Raw genomic sequence first — 17,533 nt, 5'->3', positions numbered from 1 at the left:
CGGGAAGAAAAAGGCGCGTAGTTTAGCACCGAAAAGCGACGGATTGTGTGACGGCTGTTTATTTGCCGCCGAAGAACAGGTCCAGGCTGTTGCGGTGGGCCTGTTGCAGCAGGCTTTCCACCGGAAGGTCCTTCACGGCAGCCACTTTCTCCGCGACAAAGGGCAGGTAGTAGGGGGCATTGGGCTTGCCGCGGAATGGCACCGGGGTCAGGTAGGGGGAGTCGGTTTCCAGTAACAGCTGTTCTACCGGCGTGGCGCAGACCACCTCGCGTACATTGTCGGCGCGATTGAAGGTGGTGATGCCATTGAAGCCGAGCATGAACCCCTCGCCCAGGCAGTATTCCGCCAGTTCCAGGCCGGAGGTGAAACTGTGGATCACCCCGCGTCGCCCCAGGCTGCGGCTGAAGTTGGCGAGAATGGCGCGGGTGTCTTCGTCGGCTTCCCGGGTGTGGATGACCACCGGCATATCCAGCTCCACCGCCAGTGCCAGCTGGGCTTCAAATACCTGGCGTTGCACCGCGCGGTCGGCGTGATCGTAGAAATAATCCAGGCCGATTTCCCCGATGGCCAGGATGCGCGGGTCGGCGGCGCGCTCGCGGATAGTCTGCGCCACGCCGTCGTCATAACCCTCGGCCTCGTGGGGGTGGATGCCCTGGGTGCCCCAGATGTCCGGCGCACTGTGGGCGAGCTGGTAGACGCGGTCCAGGTTACCGGGCGCCACGGCGATGGTGATGATGCGCTCCACCCCGACTTCCCGCGCCCGTTCCAGGGTATGTTCGAGCTGCTCCTGGTCGAGATAATCCAGATGGCAGTGGGTCTCGATCAGGGGGGTCTGGAACCTGGGGATGTCGCGGCGCTTGCTTTTGCTCATGTTCCTGTTCACGGGTTAGGGCCGGACTAGCATAGGGCAGCGCGGGCCGGGGGGGAAGGGGCGCCCCTATTCGGGCGCCTCCAGCGACTGCAGGGTTTCCACCATCTGCCGCCACATCCACTGGTGCAGCGGCGAGTTGGCGCCGCGCTCGTGCATCACCAGCATGTATTTCATACTGTGGTCGGCGCCCTCCGGTGTCGGCAGGGCCACGATACCGCGGGCCGCCGCTTCGTTCTGCAGCATGTAGGCGGGGCCGGGCAGGAAATAATCGGTATTGCGCAGCACCTCGAGGGCGGTCATCAGGTGGGATGTTTCCAGCGAGCCCTGCTGGGGGTTGCGCATGCGGTTGAAGGTTTCCGAGTTGCGTACCAGCTCGGCCTGGCCGAGATCGGAGATGTAGAGCCGGATCAGCGGGTAGGTGGCCAGCCGCTCCCAGGTAATGTCGCCGTGGGTAAGCGGGTGATCTTCGCGCACCAGTATGGCGGGTGGCGAACTGCCCACCTCGTAAACGCGAAACTCCGGCGGGTAGTGGGACTGGGAGATGTGGATGGCGAAATCGAGGTTGCCTCCCGCCAGTTGTTCCAGCTGGTTCTCTACCCGGGTGATGGTGCGGATGGACAGTCGCGGCGCCTGTTCGTGCAGGCGCCGGATCAGCGGCGGCAGCAGGGCCACACCTACATACTCGGACAGCGCCAGTACGACTTCGCCGGTGGTGGCCCAGGGATCGAATGCATTGCCGCTGACCAGCCTCGAAATATCCGCCAGCAGGGCGGGCAGGGCCTGCTCCAGTTCCAGCGCCCGCGGAGTGGGCTGGATACCGCGGCTGTTGCGGGTGAACAGGGCATCGCCAAAGACGCTGCGCAATCGCGACAGGGTTTTGCTCATCGCCGGCTGGGTGATGTGCAGACGCTGGGCCGCGCGCGATACCGAGCGCTCCTCCAGCAGGGCCTCCAGGGCGATCAGCAGGTTGAGGTCGATTTTCTGTAAAGGTCGGGTGTCCATAAAGGGCCGCTGGCAGTGATATAAACTGAATTCATATATTGCATGAAAACAATACATTAGAAATATATCAATGCCGGAACTATAGTAACCACAACTCCGAAATGTGGTGGCCGCTTGCAAAAGCTGGCCACAGGCGCCAAACCCCTGTGGCGCTGATGGAACTCCCATCCAGGTCCAACGAGTTACTTTCAAACCCGCCTCATGGCGGGTTTTTTTACGCCCATGGAAGGGCCGTATGTCGCGGGAGGGCAGGAGGCCCGGAGCGACGAATGCCCATGGAAGGGCCGGGCCGCGCTCGGCTGATCAGGCCGGGGTATCCACCAGAAACTGCCCGTACCACTTGCGGAACTTGGCAAAGGGGCCGTCGTTGTCGCACAGCATGGGCTTTTCGAAGTACTTCTTGTGCGCCCAGATAATGCGATCCTCCTCCATCTGCTTGCGGATGTCGGCCACGATGGCATCGGCCACGCCGCCCACCGGCTCCTCGCCGTTGACTTTTTTCTGGATGAAGGCGTAGAACGCCTTGCAGTTTTCCGTATCCACTGGTGTCAGGTTGGCCATCAGCACGGTGTCGCAGATGCCGCTGAAACGCACCACCGCCAGGCCGGGGCCAATATTGGCATTATCGATGATGCCCTTGATTTCGCCGCGCGGGGTTTGCATTTTGCTCACCAGCCGGCTGCGACGGCGAATGCCCTCGAATTCGGTGATCTCGGGGGTGGGAATGTTCTGGGTGCCGTGCACGTAGAGGAAGTGAGCTGCATCCACGGCGTTTTCCCCGACTTCCTGGGTGTGGGTGGCGATATCCCACTCGTGGATTTTGAGCGAACCCCACTCAGTATTGTCCGCCGCTGCTTCGGGAATTGCCTCGGGTTCGAACGTGGGCTCGATGTCCTGCGGGTGATACCAGACAAAGATGCACTGGTTCATCTCGCGCACGTGCCAGGGCTTGATCACGGTTTCACAGCGCGCCACTTTCGGCGGCAGGTTGTTGGCATAGGGCACGTCGGTACACTGGCCTTCGCCGTTGTAGGCCCAGCCGTGGAAGGGGCAGACGATGGAGTCACCCCTGACCTCGGAGCCGCCACCGGCCTGGCCGCGAATGCCGTAGCCGAGGTGGGCACCCATGTGGGGGCAGTAGGCGTCCAGTACTTTCACTTCGCCACTCTCGGTGCGGAACATGACGAGGTCGGTGTCGAAGCAGCGCAGCGGCCTGGATTCGGCCACGCCGAGTTCGTGGGAATAGGCCACCTGGAACCAGCCGAAGGGCATCGGTAGCGGGATGCGTTTGCTCATTGTGTTCACCTCCTGGGTTGTGTTCTGTCAGTGGCAACAGGGTAGGCGAGGGGTGTTGCCGATTGAACGACTTGCAAAAACTGTCTGCTTCGTTACTCGCGCAAATAGCTATACTCAGGCCTGCAATCGGGCCCTGTAGCGGCAAAACGCGGCTTCTGCAAGGCCCGCGTTCATTGACCCTGGCTGTAACGGGCGCCTAAGCTTCCGGCACTTCAATCCACACCTTCAGAACCGGAAAACGCCATGAGACTCAAGGACAAGGTAGCCATCATTACCGGGGCCAGCCAGGGGATCGGTGAGGCCACCGCCCGCCGTTTTGCCGCCGAGGGCGCCAAAGTCGTGCTGGCCGCGCGCCGCCAGGAACAGCTGCAGGGCATCGTCGATGACATCAAAGCCGCCGGCGGCAGCGCCCTGGCCCATGCCACCGATATCTCCGACGAGGATGCGGTGAAGGGCCTGGTGGAGGCCGCCGTGGCCGCCTACGGCAAGCTGGATATCGTGGTCAACAACGCGGTACTGATGGTGCCCGGCATGCTCGCCAGCCACAGTACCAAGGCCTGGCGGCAGAACTTCAGCGTGTCGCTGGACGGCGCCATGTTCCTGATGCGCGAGGCCTTTGCCGAGTTGTCCAAAAGCAATGGCGCGGTGGTGAATGTCTCCTCCGTCTGTGGCCTGGCGGGGTCTGTGGGTACCGCTGGCTACTCCGCCTCCAAGGCGGCCATGCTGGGCCTGTCGCGTAACGCCGCCATTGAATGGGGTGGCAAGGTTCGGGTTAATACCGTGATCCCCGGCGCTTTCCTGACCCCGCCTACGCAGTCCCTGATGCCGGATGAACAATCCCGGGAGGCGACCGCCAAGTCCATTCCGGTCAAGCGTATTGGCGATCCGGTCGAGTGTGCCAACGCCATTCTGTTCCTGGCCAGTGACGAGGCCTCCTACATTACCGGCGCCGAGCTGGTGGTGGACGGAGGACGCACTGCCGAACTGAACACCGGCACGGCGACCTGGGATTGAGGCCATGACTGACCAGAACCTCAGCGCGCGCATCGACCGCCTGGAATCCCTGGACGAAATCCGCCAACTGGCGGCCAAGTACTCCCTGTCGCTGGACATGCGCGACCTGGACGCCCACGTCAACCTGTTCGCCCACGACATCCGCGTGAGCCGCGAGCTCAGCGGCCGCGCCAACCTGAAGCGCTGGCTGGACGACACCCTGCGTCAGCAGTTCACCGGCACCTCCCACCACATCGGCAACCACATCATCGAGTTTGACGACGCCGATCACGCCCACGGCGTGGTCTACTCCAAGAACGAGCACGAGACCCCCTGCGACAACGGCGACACCGAATGGGTCATCATGCAGATGCTGTACTGGGACAACTACGAGCGCATCGACGGGCGCTGGTACTTCCGTCGCCGCCTGCCCTGCTACTGGTACGCCACCGATCTCAACAAGCCGCCGGTAGGCGACAACAAGATGCGCTGGCCCGACCGCGACAGCTACGAAGGCGCTTACCACGAACTGTGGCCGAGCTGGGCCGAGTTCTGGGCCAACCCGCCGAGCGATGACGAGCCGCAGGTGGCCGCCCCGGCGCCCCTGGAGCAATTCCTCAACACCATGCGCCGCGGCGCACCCGAACCCAAAATACGTGTGAGATAGGCATGGATCTGTTTTCCCCACTGAAACTCGGCGACCTCGAACTGCGCAACCGTGTGGTGATGGCGCCGATGACCCGCAGCCGCGCCAATACCGCTGCGGTGCCCACCGCCGAGATGGTCGACTACTACGCCCAGCGCGCCGGCGCCGGCCTGATCGTCAGCGAGGGGATCGCCCCCAGCGCCGACGGCCTCGGTTATTGCCGTACACCTGGCATTTATAATGAAGCCCAGGTCAAGGCCTGGCAGCAGGTTACCAGTGCGGTGCACGGCGAGGGCGGCCTGATCTGCGCCCAGCTGATGCACGTGGGCCGGGTCGCCAGCGCCCTCAATAAGCCTGAGGGCAGCGAAACCGTGGCGCCGTCCGCCATTGCAGCCAGGGCTGAGATGTATACCGACCAGAAGGGCATGCAGCCGATGGATGAACCCCGCGCTCTGGCGCTGGAAGAAATCCCCGGGGTGGTGGAGGAGTACCGCCAGGCGGCCGTCAATGCCTTTGAAGCGGGCTTCGACGCAGTGGAACTGCACTGCACCAGCGGCTATCTGCCGGCCCAATTCCTCAGCACCGGCAGCAACCAGCGCGAGGACGCCTATGGCGGCAGCGTGGAGAACCGCGCCCGCTTTGTGCTGGAGGTGCTGGACGCCCTGTGCAGCGTGCAGGGGCCTGGCAAGGTCGGCATGCGGATCTGCCCGGGCAATCCCTTCAACGACCTGTCCGACGCCAATCCCCAGGAGACCTTCGAATACCTGCTGGGCGAGGCCAGCAAGCGCGGTATCGCCTACCTGCACGTGATTCGCATGCCCCGGGGCAAAGTGGACAATATCGCCCTGGGCCAGCGTTTCTTCGGCGATCGCCTGCTGGTGAACGAGAGCTATAGCTTCGAGGAAGGGCAGGCGGTGGTCTCCTCCGGCGCGGCCGCGGCGGTGTCCTACGGGCGCCCCTTTATTGCCAACCCGGATCTGGTGGAGCGCTGGCGGCGCGGTATTGAGCTTGCCGAGTTTGATCTGTCGAGCCTGTACAGTCCCGGCCCGGAGGGCTATACCTCCTACCCCAGCGCCAGCTGAGCGGGCTCAGTCCCGATGCGCCGCATCGGGACTGGTCTTCACCCGCAGTGTTTCGCCGAAGGCCCGCGACAGGGCCGCGGTGGACACGCCGATCATCAGCGCACCGTGAATCGCCTCCAGCGGGCCCAGGATGCGGTGTTGTTCCGACATCACGATATCGCCGTAGCCCAGCGTCGCAAAGTTGACACCCGAGTGGTACAGGGCCAGCTGCAGGGTGTCGAATTCCCCGAGCAGGTAGAACAGCACTGCCCAGATACTCACCTGTACGATATTCCCGACAATCAACACCAGCATAACGCCGGTGACCAGGCGCAGGCCGCCGAGGAAAAGCGAGGGGATTTCCTGCCAGTGGCCGCTGTAATAGCGCAGGGCAGCAACCAGCAGCAGGCACTGGAGAATAAGGCAAATGGCCATGGTGGCCATGCCGAGCGCGAAGTTCATCAGCACGTTTGCAGCTCCTTTGATGGGGTTGGGGAAGAGAGCCGTCGCTCGCGCCACCGTTGCAGCAGGTTGTGGGCAAGCACGGCGTAGGCCGCCACCGCCAGGAACAGTGCCATGCGCACCGCGAAGGCCTGGTAGACGTCCTTGCCGTTGGCGCTGTCCTGCACCGCCGCGCCCAGCAGAATCATCATTGTGGTCAGGCTGTTGATCCAGAATCCCGGGGCAAAGCGGCTGCTGCGGGCGCCGTAGGCGGGCGCCAGCAACCACAGTGCAAACAACAGCACCCAGGCGCTGAAGAACCACAGTTCCACCGCCAGGCTGAGGCAGGCCCACAGGGCGATGGCACAGAGTCCGCCGAGCGCTGTAGCGCCGATCATCTCCCGCGCCGCATTGCGCAGGCTGCTATCGCTGGCCTCCCGCCCGAGCAGGATGCTCTTTACGGTGAGCGGCAGGTAGGTCGCGGGGTTGGTCAGGGTCAGCAGGAAGGCAGGCATTACCACCAGGGTGGCGCGCAGGGCCAGCCAGTGGCCGTCGTCGACTACCCGGGCGGTGGATGCCGGCGCGAGTTGGCTGTCATCCTCCGGAAACAGGGCGTAGGCCAGCCACAGGCTGATGACGGCAAACACAGTGCCGATCAACAGCGCGCCAATCAGTGCCGCGGCCAGTGCCTGGCTGGCGGTACTGGCCGCGGGGATGATGGTAAAGCCGAAGGCCAGCAGAGTGGCTGGCCCATCCTTGCCGCCGACCACGGCCAGGCGCTGACTGAGGTAGAGGCCAGCGGTGATTAGCAGCAGGGCCGACACCGGCGCCATTTGCAGCAGGGGCCCGAGTACCACGCCAATACCCAGCGTTACCATCAGTACGATCAGCAGCACCAGCAATTGCTTCGGACCGGGAGGCGGCTTGGCACTGGCGCCCAGAATTACCGCCAGCAGCGGCGCGATAAACGGTATAGGCATCGCCAGGCCGTAGGCCGCTGCCACTGCGAGTGCCGCCGCCGTGGCCAGCCGGAAGCTGCGGCGGGCGGCGAGAGGAAGGCGCGACCCGGTAGCCATCAGTAGGCGTAGGAGAGGTAGCTCAGCAGGCGGATGTAAAAGCGCCCCAGCAGCTCGAGGACGGGGTGCCCTTCGCTATAGGCGATCACTGACGCCTGGCCGCCGATTCGCAACTGGCGGATGACCTCGGACGGTACCGGCTTTACAAATTCCACCTGTACTGGAAAACGCTGCGCCTGGCGCAGCCAGTCGCGATCGTTCTGGATCTTGGGCAGTGAGCCGGGGGGCGCTGGGCTGCTGGCACTGATACCGACGCCGATATTCCGCACCCTGCCTTGCAGTACCTGGCCGGGCAGGGCGTCGAGCAGTATTTCCACAGGGGTGCCTGCCGCCAGGTGGCCGAGGTTGTTCTCGGTGTATTCCACATTGATCCACACGTCCTCGATTGCCACCAGGGTCAGTACCGGACTGCCGGTGCCGGCGAATTGGCCCACCTCGGCTCGCAGGTCGGTAATTACGCCGTCGGACTGGGCCACCACGCTGGTGTTGTCGAGATCGAGCTGAGCCTTCTCCACACCGGTTCGCGCGGTCTGTAACAGGGTGTTGCCGGCCTCGGAGGCACCGCCTTTTTTCTCGATAGCGGCCTGTACCTGGGCGCGAGCGGCCGCCACCTGGGCACGGGCCTGGTCCAGGTTGGCGGAGGATACTTCCAGCCGCCGTTCGGAGATGGTGCCCGGGTCGTCGCTGCGCAGCCGCTTCAGGCGGCTGTAATCCTGCTGTGCCTTGCGCTCGCCGGCCAGGGCGGCGGTCAGGCTGGCCTCAGCCTGGCTGACCCCGGCGTCACCGGCGGCGACCTGCTGGCGCGCGTTATCGAGGTCGGACTGGGCTTTCTGCAGGGCAATTTCGTACTGCGATCGATCGATGGTGAACAGGGTCTGGCCGGCCTGCACCCGCTCGTTGTTTTTCACTGCCACCGCGGTAACCACCCCGGCGACTTTGGGTGCCACACCAACCACATAACCCTGTACCCGGGCCTGGGAGGTGTAGGGGGTGAAGCGGTCCGCCATCAGGTACCAGGTCAGGCTGGCAACAATCAGACCGAGCAGAATCAGGCCACCGCGATTGACCGCGCGGCTGGCGCTTGCCGCTGCTTCAGCTGAGCTGGACTCGTCCGCGCTTTGAGGGTCGGTCGCGTCATTCATGGTGTGTTTTCCGGTTCGGGGGGTGGTGTCAGTTCCGCGTCGAGCAGCTCGCCCCAGTCGCTGCGCTCCTGCATTCGCTCGCGGGTGTCCTGTGGCAGCAGGGTTTCGATATCGGCCTCGCGCCAGCCACCGCCGAGGGCCTTGTAAAGGCCGATCACTGCCGCCACATGGCTGCCGCGATTGACTGTGGCGCGGTCGGTCTGGGCGAAGGTGGCGGCCTGGGCGTCCAGTACCCGCTGAAACTCGGAGTAACCCTCGCTGTAGCGGCGGGTGGCAATGGCCAGGGAGCGCTCGGCGGCGCTCACCGATTCGTCGAGTATGACCTGGCTTTCGGCGGTGTTGGCGATCTGGCTGGCGGCGTCGTCGATTTCCCGCGCCGCGCCGAGGACGGTATTGCGGTAGTTTTCCAGCGCCTGTTCCAGGCGGGCGTCCTGCACCCGCACATTATTGCGCAGGCGCCCGTAGTTGAAGATATTCCAGCGCAGGGCAGGCCCCCCGGCCACGGTGCTGACATCCCCGATGCTGTCCAGGCTGTTGCCGGACCAGCCCAGAGTGCCAACCAGGCTCAGCGAGGGATAGAGATCGGCTTCGGCGATACCGATCTGGGCCGACTGTGCCGCCGCCTGCCAGGCCGCGGTGCGCACGTCGGGGCGCTGGGTGAGAAGCTGCGCGGGAAGGGCGTCGAGGTCCAGCGCTGCCATTTGGGGTAGTTCGCTGCTCACTTCGGCCAGCTCCGGCAACGCGCCCGGCGGCCGCCCGAGCAGGGCGCAGAGAGCATTGCGCTGTTGCGTCAGGCTCTGTCGCAGGGCTGGAATAGTGGCGCGGGTGGCCAGGTACTGGGCGCGGGCCTGTTGCAGATCCAGCTCGGAATCCTGGCCGCTGTTGTACAGCCGTTCGGTAATCTCGAAACTGCGCTTTTGCAGGGCCTCATTGTGGCGGGCGATCTCGATGCGTTGCAGGGTGGTTTTGTAGCCGTAGTAGAGGCTGGCGACCTGGGCCGCCAGCAACACCTGGACATCGCGCTGGGCGGTGATCGAGGCGAAGTAGGCGGCATCGGCGGATTCCACCGCGCGTCGATAGCGGCCCCAGAAGTCCATTTCCCAGCCGATGTCGAACGAGGCCTCGGCGCTGCGCACTTCGCCACTGCGATCGAACAGACCATCGCGGTGATCCTGCCGGGCCCAGGCGGCGGATGCATTGATCTGCTGTACCTGGGGGTACTGTGCGCCGCTGGCGATACCCTGCAGGGCGCGACTCTCGAGAATGCGCAGGCCGGCAATGCGCAGCCCTGGATTTTCCCGCAGGGTGGTTTCCACCAGGGTATTCAGGGTGGGATCGTCAAAGCGCAGCCACCACTGGCTGAGCGCGGCGGGGGTATCAGTTTGCAGTGCCTGGCCGTAAAGGGCCGGTTGCCAGCGCGCCAGCCAGTCGGGCGCCGGTTCGCGAAACTCGGGCCCCAGCGGCGTGCAGGCCGCCAGCAATATACCGCCGAGGCCGGCCAGACGCAGATACCGGGGCATCACGGCGCGGCGGATTCCCCGCCCCCGCTATCGGGTTGGCCCTCGTTCACCCAGGCCATAAACAGCTGGTAGGACACGGCGAGAATAACCGCGCCCACAAACAGGCCGACAAGCCCCGCACCGACCATGCCGCCGAGCGCGCCGATCAGGATGATTGGCATGGGAACCGTCAGGCCGCGGCCCAGCAACAGGGGTTTGAGGACATTGTCGGCGAGGCCGGCGATGATCAGGTAGATGCTGACAACAATGTTCAGTACCGTGGAGCCGTCGCCGGCAACCCAGATCCAGGCCACTACCGGGACCACCACCAGTGCCGCCGGCACCTGGGCGATACCGAGAAACAGCACCGCCACCGCCAGTATGCCGGCGGCGGGAATACCGGCCACCAGGAAACCGATGCCCAGCAGTATGGCCTGGATAAAGGCCACCCCGACGACGCCAATGGCGACCGAGCGCACGGTGAGCACAGACAGCTCGTGCAGTTCCGCTCCCACCTTGGGGCCGCAGATGCGGGTGAAGATGCGGTTGGTGCTGCTGGCGCCCGGCTGGGCGTAGGCCATCATGATGCCGGCGACAATAAAGGCCGCGATGAAGGAAAGTACTGTGGTCATGGCCCCGCCCACGGCGCCGACGGCGTTGCGGGTCAGCTCGCGCAGATGCTCCTGGTTCTGGGCGACGAAGGCCTGCAGGTTGTCAGAGGCAGCGCTCCAGGCGGCGTAGACCTTTGGCCCGATCACCGGCCAGCCCTCCACGCCCTCCCGAGGCGGCGGCACGGCCAGCGTACCTGCGGTCATGCCCTGGTGGATGTTCATCAGGTGTTCGACGAAGGAAATACCCAGCAGCACGGTTGGGGTGCCCAGCAGCAACACCATGAACAACACCATCAGGGTGGCGGCGCGACCGCCGGAGCAGCCCAGCGAGCGGGCAATCCTCTCGTTGAGGGGATAGAGGGCGATGGCGAGGACCATGGCCCAGACCATCAGGCCCAGAAACGGAGAGAAGACTTTGGCCGAGAACCAGGCCAGCATGAACAGCAAGCCCAGTCGTACAGCCGCGTCGATCAGGTGGGTGGGGGTACGACTGGCATCTGTAGGTTGCATGATGGGCGCTCCGCAAGTGTTTGGCAGACATTATGGCGGTACACAGGTGAGCCTGCCAGCCGCGAAGCGCTTTTTCAGGGATTATGCCCGGGCAGGGCGAACGCCATATAGGCGTCACCGGTGGGTGTGCCGAGCTTGCCGCCACTGCAGGTGATGACGATGTACTGGCGGCCATCGATTTCATAGGTGGCCGGGGTGGCGTAGCCCGCCGCCGGCAGCGGGTAACTCCACAGCAGTTCACCGCTGAGCTTGTCGAAGATGCGCAGTTTCGCATCCGAACTGGCGGCGATAATCAATAGTCCCCCGGCGGTGACCACCGGTCCGCCGTAGTTGCGGGTACCGGTGGGCGGGATGCCTTCTTTCGTCAGCTGCTCGTACTCACCCAGCGTAATTTGCCAGCGGCGCTGGCCGCTGGCCAGGTCGATCGCCGTGAGTGTGCCCCAGGGCGGCTTGACTGCAGGGTAGAAGCGCTGGTCGACAAAGTCGCGGTAGCCGGCGAATACATAGCGGGTCTCTGTTCCTGCGTCGCTCTCCGGCACTGTTTCGCCACGGCTGAAGGCAAACAGGTAGTCGACGATGGCATCGCGCTCGTGGCGGTTGAGGTGGCTAAAGGGCATCATGCGGCCCTTGCCTTCGACCACCGTGCGATGGGCGCTGCGCTTGTCGAGGCGATCAGCCACGTCTTTCAGTGCCGGCGCGTAGGGGTAAAAGCCTTCCAGGTTGACACCGTGACAGCCGCTGCAGTGCTGGCGAAACAGGAACTGCCCCATGCCCAGCTCGCTGCCCTTGTTCACTTCCACCGCTTCCATCTGTACCAGGTGGGGCGCTTCCATGGCGTTGATGTAATAGGTATTGGTGGCCGGATCGAAGGCACCCCCACCCCAGTTGGCGCCGCCGTAGAAGCCGGGAAACAGTACGCTAGGTTTGAGACCGGGTGGGCGCAGGTAGGCGAATGACTCGGCCTTCTCCCACAGGGCTTTCACATGGGAGTGGACTTCGGGGTTGATGTCACTGAGGTCTTCCACGCCCATACGCTGGCGGCTGAAGGGCTCGGGCAGGGTGACTTGCGGCTGGGTGGTATAGGCCTGCTCTCCGGGCACCGTTGAGGCGGGTACGGCAACCTCCCTGATGGGGAACACCGGCTTGCCGCTGTCGCGATCCAGCAGGTAGAGCACACCCTGTTTACTGGCCTGGGCCAGCCACTGGTGTTTTTCGCCGTTGCGGGTGACTTCCACCAGGGTCGGGGCGGAACTGAGGTCGCGGTCCCACAGGTCGTGGTGCACCGCCTGATAGTGCCACAGGCGCTCGCCGCTGCGCGCGTCGAGGGCGATGATGCTGTTGCCGAACAGGTTGGCGCCGCTGCGGCCCGAACCGTCGAAATCCGGTGCCGGCGAACCGGTGGGCACATACACTACGCCGCGCTGTTCATCCACGCTCATACCGGCCCAGGCATTGGCTCCGCCGAAGGTTTTCCAGGCATCTTCGGGCCAGGTGTCGTGGCCGGTTTCGCCGGGGTGGGGAATGGTGTGAAACGTCCACGCCAGTGCGCCGCTGCGGACATCGTAGGCGCGGATGTCGCCGGGGGCGGCGCCGGCGGTTTCAGTTACCGCCGAGCCCATGATAATCAGGTCCTCGAACAGCACTCCGGGGGAGGGGGCGTTGATACTGACCAGGGCCGGGTCGCGTCCCAGCCCTTCGCGCAGGTCGACCCGGCCCCGGTTACCAAAGCTGTCGATCATTTTTCCGGTGGTGGCATCCAGGGCCATAAGAAAATGGCCGGTAGTGAAAAGGATACGCGGGGGCTGGTCGTCGGTGCCGGGCCAGTAGGTCAGCCCGCGCATGTTGGACAGGCCCACATGTTCCAGCGGCGGGTCGTAGGTCCAGCGCACCGCGCCACTGGCAGCGTCCACGGCAAACACGTTGTACAGGGGATTGCGGCCAAACAGCACGCCGTCCACCACGATCGGATTGACCTGCAACTCGGAACTGGCGGGCAGGGCTTTGCCGCCGGCGCTGTGGTAGGTCCACGCCGGCTGCAATTGCGCCACGTTGTCGCGGTTGATCTGGCTCAGGCTGGAATAGTGGGTGTTGCCCGGGTCGCCGCCGTAGTGCTGCCAGCGCTCAAAGTCACCTGCCGGGACCACTGCCGGGGCGGCCCCCAGCAGCAGCGCCAGCAGGCGCGCCTTACTTGACCGCACCGCCGCCGTCCACTGACAGAATCTGGCCGGTGATAAAGGACGCGCGATCGGAGCTCAAGAAGGTGACCGCCTCGGCGATTTCTTCCGGTTCCCCCAGTCGATTCATTACCGCGGCCTTTTTCAGGCCCTCGGCGATTTTGGGTTGCTCCTGAAAGTACTTTTCCACCCCGGGGGTGCGGATCACCCCGGGCGATACCGCGTTGATGCGCACACCGAGGGCGCCGTACTCGGCGGCGGCGCTCTTGGTGAGAATATTCACGCCTCCCTTGGCGGCGGCGTAGGCCGTGTTATAGGCCTGGCCCTTGAGGGAGGAGTTGGAGGAAATGTTGACGATGGCGCCGCCGCCGTTTTTCAGCATCGCCGGAATTTCGTACTTCATGCACAGCCAGGTGTTGGTGAAACACATCTCCACCGTGCGGTCGAATTCCTCCCGCTCGAATTCGTGGATGGGGCCGTGGCCGCGGCTGAGGGCGGCGCTGTTGCAGGCAATGTCCAGGCGGCCATAGGTGTTGACGGCGGTTTCCACCATAGTGCGCACCGAGTCCTCGACACTAACGTCGCCGTGCACAAACACGGCGCTGCCGCCGGCGTTGGTGATCAGCCTGACGGTTTCCTCGCCGGCTTCGGCGTTGAAGTCTGCCACTACCACCCGGGCACCTTCCCGTGCATAGGACTGGGCAATGGCCCGCCCGATACCCTGGCCAGCGCCGGTCACAATACCTGTTTTGCCCTGCAGTAGGCCCATGTCTGTCTCCTGTTGGGGTGAAAGCGTGAGAAGGCGCACTATGCTACGCTCTCGCCCGATGCGACCAAGCGCGACAAACACCAGATTACTAGACAAAAACCGCCAGTGCCCGACGCCATGAAAGACATTACCGTCAATGCCTACCAATTCAGCCGCCTGGTTGCATATCTTGAACGCCTGGGCCTGGATACCGAAACGCCGCTGGCGCGCGCGGGCCTGGTCGCCGGTCGCCTGGCATCGCTGCCGCCGGACTATCCGCTGTCGGCCCTGCAGTATTCGCGCTTGTACAAGGCGGCGGCGGAACAGATGCAAACCGTCAAGCGCACCTTGCCCTGGGGCGCGGGCATCGGCAGCGAAAGCTTTGAACTCAAGTGCCATTGCCTGATCGGCGCGCGCACTCTGGGGGAGGCGCTGCGGATGGCCGAACGCTTCGATGAATTGCTCTATCCCCTGCTTGGCTATCGCATTCGCCTGCAGGACGACGGCAGTGCCTGTGCGCGCCTGTGCTACGACTTTGACAACGACACCGACGCCGAGGCACTGATGCTGGAGCAATGGGACCGAGAGGGCTTCTTGCAACCGGTAAGTCGCGCCTCCGGGCTGCTGGTGTGGCACGCCCTGTGTGGCTGGCTCACCGGCCACCCGCTGGAGCTGGTGTCTGTTGGTATTGCCGCACCGATGCGCAGTGAGACCTACACCCGGCGACTGGAGGATGTGTTCCACTGTCCGGTGCAGTTCGGTGCCGGCGACAGCGCCATTGAATTCCAGCGCGAGGATCTCGGCCGGCGGGTGGTGCAGACGGCAGAATCCCTCAAGGAGTTTCTCGCCAACGCGGTGTACCAGCTGATCGCCATCGACCGCCAGCAGGCCAGCACCAGCGCCGCGATAAAATCCCTGATTACCATCGACCTGCCCGGGCCGCTGCCTTCGCTGGAAACCGTGGCCAGTCAGTTGCTGATGTCGGAGTCCAGTGTGCGCCGGCGCCTGCAGCGCGAGGGGACCAGTTACCAGGCGCTGAAGGACGAAGTGCGCTGCCAGGTGGCAATCGACAAGCTGATCAATGAAGACGCGAAGGTAGCCGAGGTAGCCGAGTATCTCGGTTTTACCGAGCCGAGTTCCTTCGTGCGTTCCTTCAAGGCCTGGACCGGACAAACCCCGCGCAGCTACCGCGACGGCGTGCGCAGCCTCGGTGAAGTCTGGGATGGTAGCGCTGGCTGAACCAATCTCCTGAAAGCGGTGGCCGTTTTTTGCGGCGATGTACGCGGCGGGCTTAGTCTTGCCGCCACTGTTGACGCATCCACCGAGGAGGGAGAGCAGCATGCTGCTGGAAAACAAGATTGCACTGGTTACTGGGGCTGGCCAGGGTGTGGGGCAAGGCATTGCGCTGGCGCTGGCCGCCGAGGGTGCGAAGGTCGCCGTCACCGGGCGCACCCTGGAAAAACTGGAAAACACCTGCGAACAGATTCGCCAGCGCGGCGGCGAAGCCCTGCCGCTGGTCTGCGACGTAAAGTCCGCCGAATCGCTGCAAAACACTGTGGATACCGTGGTGTCGTACTTTGGCGGCCTCAATATCCTGGTCAACAATGCCCAGGAAGTGCCGCTGGGCACGTTGCACCAGGTGGACGAAGACGCTTTCAGTCGCGGCTGGGAATCCGGCCCCCTGGCCACCTTCCGCCTGATGAAGCTGTGCTACCCCCACCTCAAGGGCGACGGGGTGATCGTCAACCTGGCCAGTTCCGCCGGCAAGCGCTGGGATATGACCGGCTATGGCGCCTACGCCGCCACCAAGGAGGCCATCCGCTCCCTGACCCGGGCCGCGGCCAGTGAATGGGGCAAAGACGGCATTCGCACCAATGTCATTCTGCCCCACGCCATGTCCCCCGGGCTGGCCTGGTGGACGGAGAACAACCCCGAAGAGGCCGAGGCCTTTATCGCCAGTATTCCCCAGCGCCGCATCGGTGACTGCGAGGCGGATATCGGTCGCTATGTGGCATCCCTGTGCAGCGACTACTCCGCTTACGTCAACGGCCAGAGCATTGGCCTCGACGGCGGCCAGGCCTATCTGGGCTGATTGGTTTAGTATCAGTCAGACCGGATCGGCACAGAGAAGGAAGCACAAACGTGAGTGAATCCCCGCAGGGCATGAGCGCGGCAGCGCTGGAAGCCTTTTTCTGCAAGGAGTTTCCACACTCCACAATGACAGTGGAGTCTGCTGGCGGGCACAGCGCGCGCCTGCGCCAGCCGGTAGATGTCGGGCACCTGCGGCCGGGGGGCACGGTATCGGGTCCGACCCTGATGGCGCTGGCGGATGCGGCACTCTACGCCGCGATTCTCGGTGAAATCGGCCAGGTGGCGCTGGCGGTAACCACCAACCTCAATGTGAACTTCCTGCGCAAGCCCGCCGCCGATTGCGCAGTGATTGCCGACTGCCGCCTGCTCAAGCTCGGCAAGCGGCTGGCCACCGGCGAAGTCACGCTCTATTCCGAGGGCAACGAGGCGCCCGTGGCCCACGCGGTGGGCACCTACGCCATTCCGTCGAGAAACTGAGGGCCTTTCAGTAGGGCCGGTCGCCGTCCACCACGATGCGCTCCATGCGCCGGTGCTGGGGAAAATAGTCGTTGACAGGCTTGTGCTGGGTGCTGCGGTTGTCCCAGATGGCGATGCTGTGGGGGCGCCACTGGAAGCGACAGGTGTACTCGTCGGTGCGGGCGTGCCGGAACAGGAAGTCCAGTACGGCGCGACTCTCGGCCACCGGTAGTTCCAGGATGCGGGTGGTGAACAAACTGTTGACGAACAGCACCTTGCGGCCGGTTTCGGGGTGGGTGCGGATCACCGGGTGTACCACCGGCGGGTTGGCCGCCACGGCACCGGCCAGGCGCTCGCGGCCGCCCGGTTCCGCCAGGCTTTCCTTGAAGCCGTAACTGAAGTCGTGCTCGGCGGTGAGGCCGTCCAGGAAGGCCTTCATCGGTGTGGAAAGCCCCTCGTAGGCGGCGGTCATGCTCGACCACAGGGTGTCCCCGCCACGCGCCGGCACAATGACTGACTTCAGAAAGGTCGCCATAGGCGGGTGGGCGCGGAAGGTCATGTCGGTGTGCCAGGCCTCGATCTTGGTCGGCTTTTCCGCAGTGCTCTCGAGAATGGTGATCTCAGGAAAGCCCGCCACCGTGGCGTAGGCCGGGTGGGTCTGCAGGGGGCCAAAGGCACTGGCCAGGGCGTGCTGCCGCGCCGGACTGATGTCCTGGTCGCGAAAGAAAATGACTTCGTGTTCGTTGAGCAGCTGGCGCAGCGTATCGACGTCGCTGCCGCTCAGGTCGCGGGACAGGTCGATACCGTGGATTTCAGCGCCCAGCGCGCCGGCCAGGGGTTTTATCTCGAGCATGGTGTTTGAGCTAACAGGCAAAAAAGAGCGCCGATTCTAGCACTGCTGGCGGGCCTTGCCACG

17 protein-coding genes are annotated in these 17,533 nt (G+C 64.2%); 6 read left to right on the top strand and 11 right to left on the bottom strand.

The window, feature by feature from the left end; genetic code table 11:
- Positions 1-58: 58 nt before the first annotated feature.
- From FVW59_RS09945 to FVW59_RS09935, 3 genes are all read right to left on the bottom strand, one after another.
- On the bottom strand, positions 59-871 hold the full coding sequence (locus FVW59_RS09945) for a TatD family hydrolase (RefSeq protein ID WP_148064118.1): 813 nt from the start codon (positions 869-871) through the stop codon (positions 59-61).
- 66 nt (positions 872-937) lie between these two features.
- Complete coding sequence (locus tag FVW59_RS09940; RefSeq protein ID WP_148064117.1) at positions 938-1,873, bottom strand: LysR family transcriptional regulator; 936 nt, start codon at positions 1,871-1,873, stop codon at positions 938-940.
- Positions 1,874-2,176: 303 nt separating this feature from the next.
- Positions 2,177-3,169: an aromatic ring-hydroxylating oxygenase subunit alpha gene (locus tag FVW59_RS09935; protein WP_148064116.1), complete on the bottom strand. Its 993-nt coding sequence runs from the start codon at positions 3,167-3,169 to the stop codon at positions 2,177-2,179.
- A gap of 243 nt (positions 3,170-3,412) precedes the next feature.
- Between FVW59_RS09935 and FVW59_RS09930 the strand changes: the two genes are divergently transcribed.
- From FVW59_RS09930 to FVW59_RS09920, 3 genes are read left to right on the top strand one after another with little or no spacing between them, the layout of a single operon-like run.
- Positions 3,413-4,183 (top strand): SDR family NAD(P)-dependent oxidoreductase, encoded by a 771-nt coding sequence (locus FVW59_RS09930; protein WP_148064115.1) that lies wholly within the window; start codon positions 3,413-3,415, stop codon positions 4,181-4,183.
- Positions 4,184-4,187: 4 nt separating this feature from the next.
- Positions 4,188-4,829 carry a nuclear transport factor 2 family protein gene (locus FVW59_RS09925; RefSeq protein ID WP_148064114.1) on the top strand — a complete coding sequence of 214 codons (642 nt, stop codon included), beginning with the start codon at positions 4,188-4,190 and terminating at the stop codon, positions 4,827-4,829.
- A gap of 2 nt (positions 4,830-4,831) precedes the next feature.
- The gene (locus FVW59_RS09920) at positions 4,832-5,890 is read left to right on the top strand and encodes an alkene reductase (RefSeq protein WP_148064113.1); all 1,059 of its coding nucleotides are present in this window, start codon (positions 4,832-4,834) and stop codon (positions 5,888-5,890) included.
- Positions 5,891-5,896: 6 nt separating this feature from the next.
- On the opposite strand, the gene FVW59_RS09915 is transcribed toward FVW59_RS09920, so the two are convergent.
- From FVW59_RS09915 to FVW59_RS09885, 7 genes are all read right to left on the bottom strand, one after another.
- Positions 5,897-6,331: an ion channel gene (locus FVW59_RS09915; protein WP_246139715.1), complete on the bottom strand. Its 435-nt coding sequence runs from the start codon at positions 6,329-6,331 to the stop codon at positions 5,897-5,899.
- A complete protein-coding gene (locus FVW59_RS09910) occupies positions 6,331-7,386 on the bottom strand; it encodes a DUF2955 domain-containing protein (protein ID WP_148064111.1) in 1,056 nt (351 codons plus the stop codon). The genes FVW59_RS09915 and FVW59_RS09910 overlap by 1 nt, the downstream gene beginning before the upstream one ends.
- Positions 7,386-8,528 carry an HlyD family secretion protein gene (locus FVW59_RS09905; protein ID WP_148064110.1) on the bottom strand — a complete coding sequence of 381 codons (1,143 nt, stop codon included), beginning with the start codon at positions 8,526-8,528 and terminating at the stop codon, positions 7,386-7,388. Before FVW59_RS09905 ends, FVW59_RS09910 begins: the two co-directional genes overlap by 1 nt.
- Complete coding sequence (locus tag FVW59_RS09900; RefSeq protein WP_148064109.1) at positions 8,525-10,048, bottom strand: efflux transporter outer membrane subunit; 1,524 nt, start codon at positions 10,046-10,048, stop codon at positions 8,525-8,527. Before FVW59_RS09900 ends, FVW59_RS09905 begins: the two co-directional genes overlap by 4 nt.
- Positions 10,048-11,148 (bottom strand): AI-2E family transporter, encoded by a 1,101-nt coding sequence (locus FVW59_RS09895; RefSeq protein ID WP_148064108.1) that lies wholly within the window; start codon positions 11,146-11,148, stop codon positions 10,048-10,050. Before FVW59_RS09895 ends, FVW59_RS09900 begins: the two co-directional genes overlap by 1 nt.
- A gap of 74 nt (positions 11,149-11,222) precedes the next feature.
- Positions 11,223-13,346, bottom strand: coding sequence for an outer membrane protein assembly factor BamB family protein (locus tag FVW59_RS09890; protein ID WP_148064107.1), 2,124 nt, complete (start codon positions 13,344-13,346; stop codon positions 11,223-11,225).
- Complete coding sequence (locus tag FVW59_RS09885; RefSeq protein ID WP_148064106.1) at positions 13,333-14,091, bottom strand: SDR family NAD(P)-dependent oxidoreductase; 759 nt, start codon at positions 14,089-14,091, stop codon at positions 13,333-13,335. Before FVW59_RS09885 ends, FVW59_RS09890 begins: the two co-directional genes overlap by 14 nt.
- A 117-nt stretch (positions 14,092-14,208) precedes the next feature.
- Between FVW59_RS09885 and FVW59_RS09880 the strand changes: the two genes are divergently transcribed.
- From FVW59_RS09880 to FVW59_RS09870, 3 genes are all read left to right on the top strand, one after another.
- A complete protein-coding gene (locus FVW59_RS09880) occupies positions 14,209-15,309 on the top strand; it encodes an AraC family transcriptional regulator (RefSeq protein ID WP_148064105.1) in 1,101 nt (366 codons plus the stop codon).
- 100 nt (positions 15,310-15,409) lie between these two features.
- On the top strand, positions 15,410-16,162 hold the full coding sequence (locus FVW59_RS09875; RefSeq protein WP_148064104.1) for an SDR family NAD(P)-dependent oxidoreductase: 753 nt from the start codon (positions 15,410-15,412) through the stop codon (positions 16,160-16,162).
- A gap of 50 nt (positions 16,163-16,212) precedes the next feature.
- The gene (locus FVW59_RS09870; protein WP_246139696.1) at positions 16,213-16,638 is read left to right on the top strand and encodes a PaaI family thioesterase; all 426 of its coding nucleotides are present in this window, start codon (positions 16,213-16,215) and stop codon (positions 16,636-16,638) included.
- A 7-nt stretch (positions 16,639-16,645) separates the two neighbouring features.
- Here the strand turns inward: FVW59_RS09870 and tauD are convergent, their stop codons facing one another.
- Positions 16,646-17,470: a taurine dioxygenase gene (tauD, locus tag FVW59_RS09865; protein WP_148064103.1), complete on the bottom strand. Its 825-nt coding sequence runs from the start codon at positions 17,468-17,470 to the stop codon at positions 16,646-16,648.
- Positions 17,471-17,533: the final 63 nt, after the last annotated feature.

The sequence above is a fragment of the Parahaliea aestuarii genome (assembly GCF_008064635.1).
Lineage (GTDB): Bacteria > Pseudomonadota > Gammaproteobacteria > Pseudomonadales > Halieaceae > Parahaliea > Parahaliea aestuarii.
Note: the sequence above shows the minus strand (reverse complement) of the source record. Positions and strands in the feature narration are given on the sequence as shown.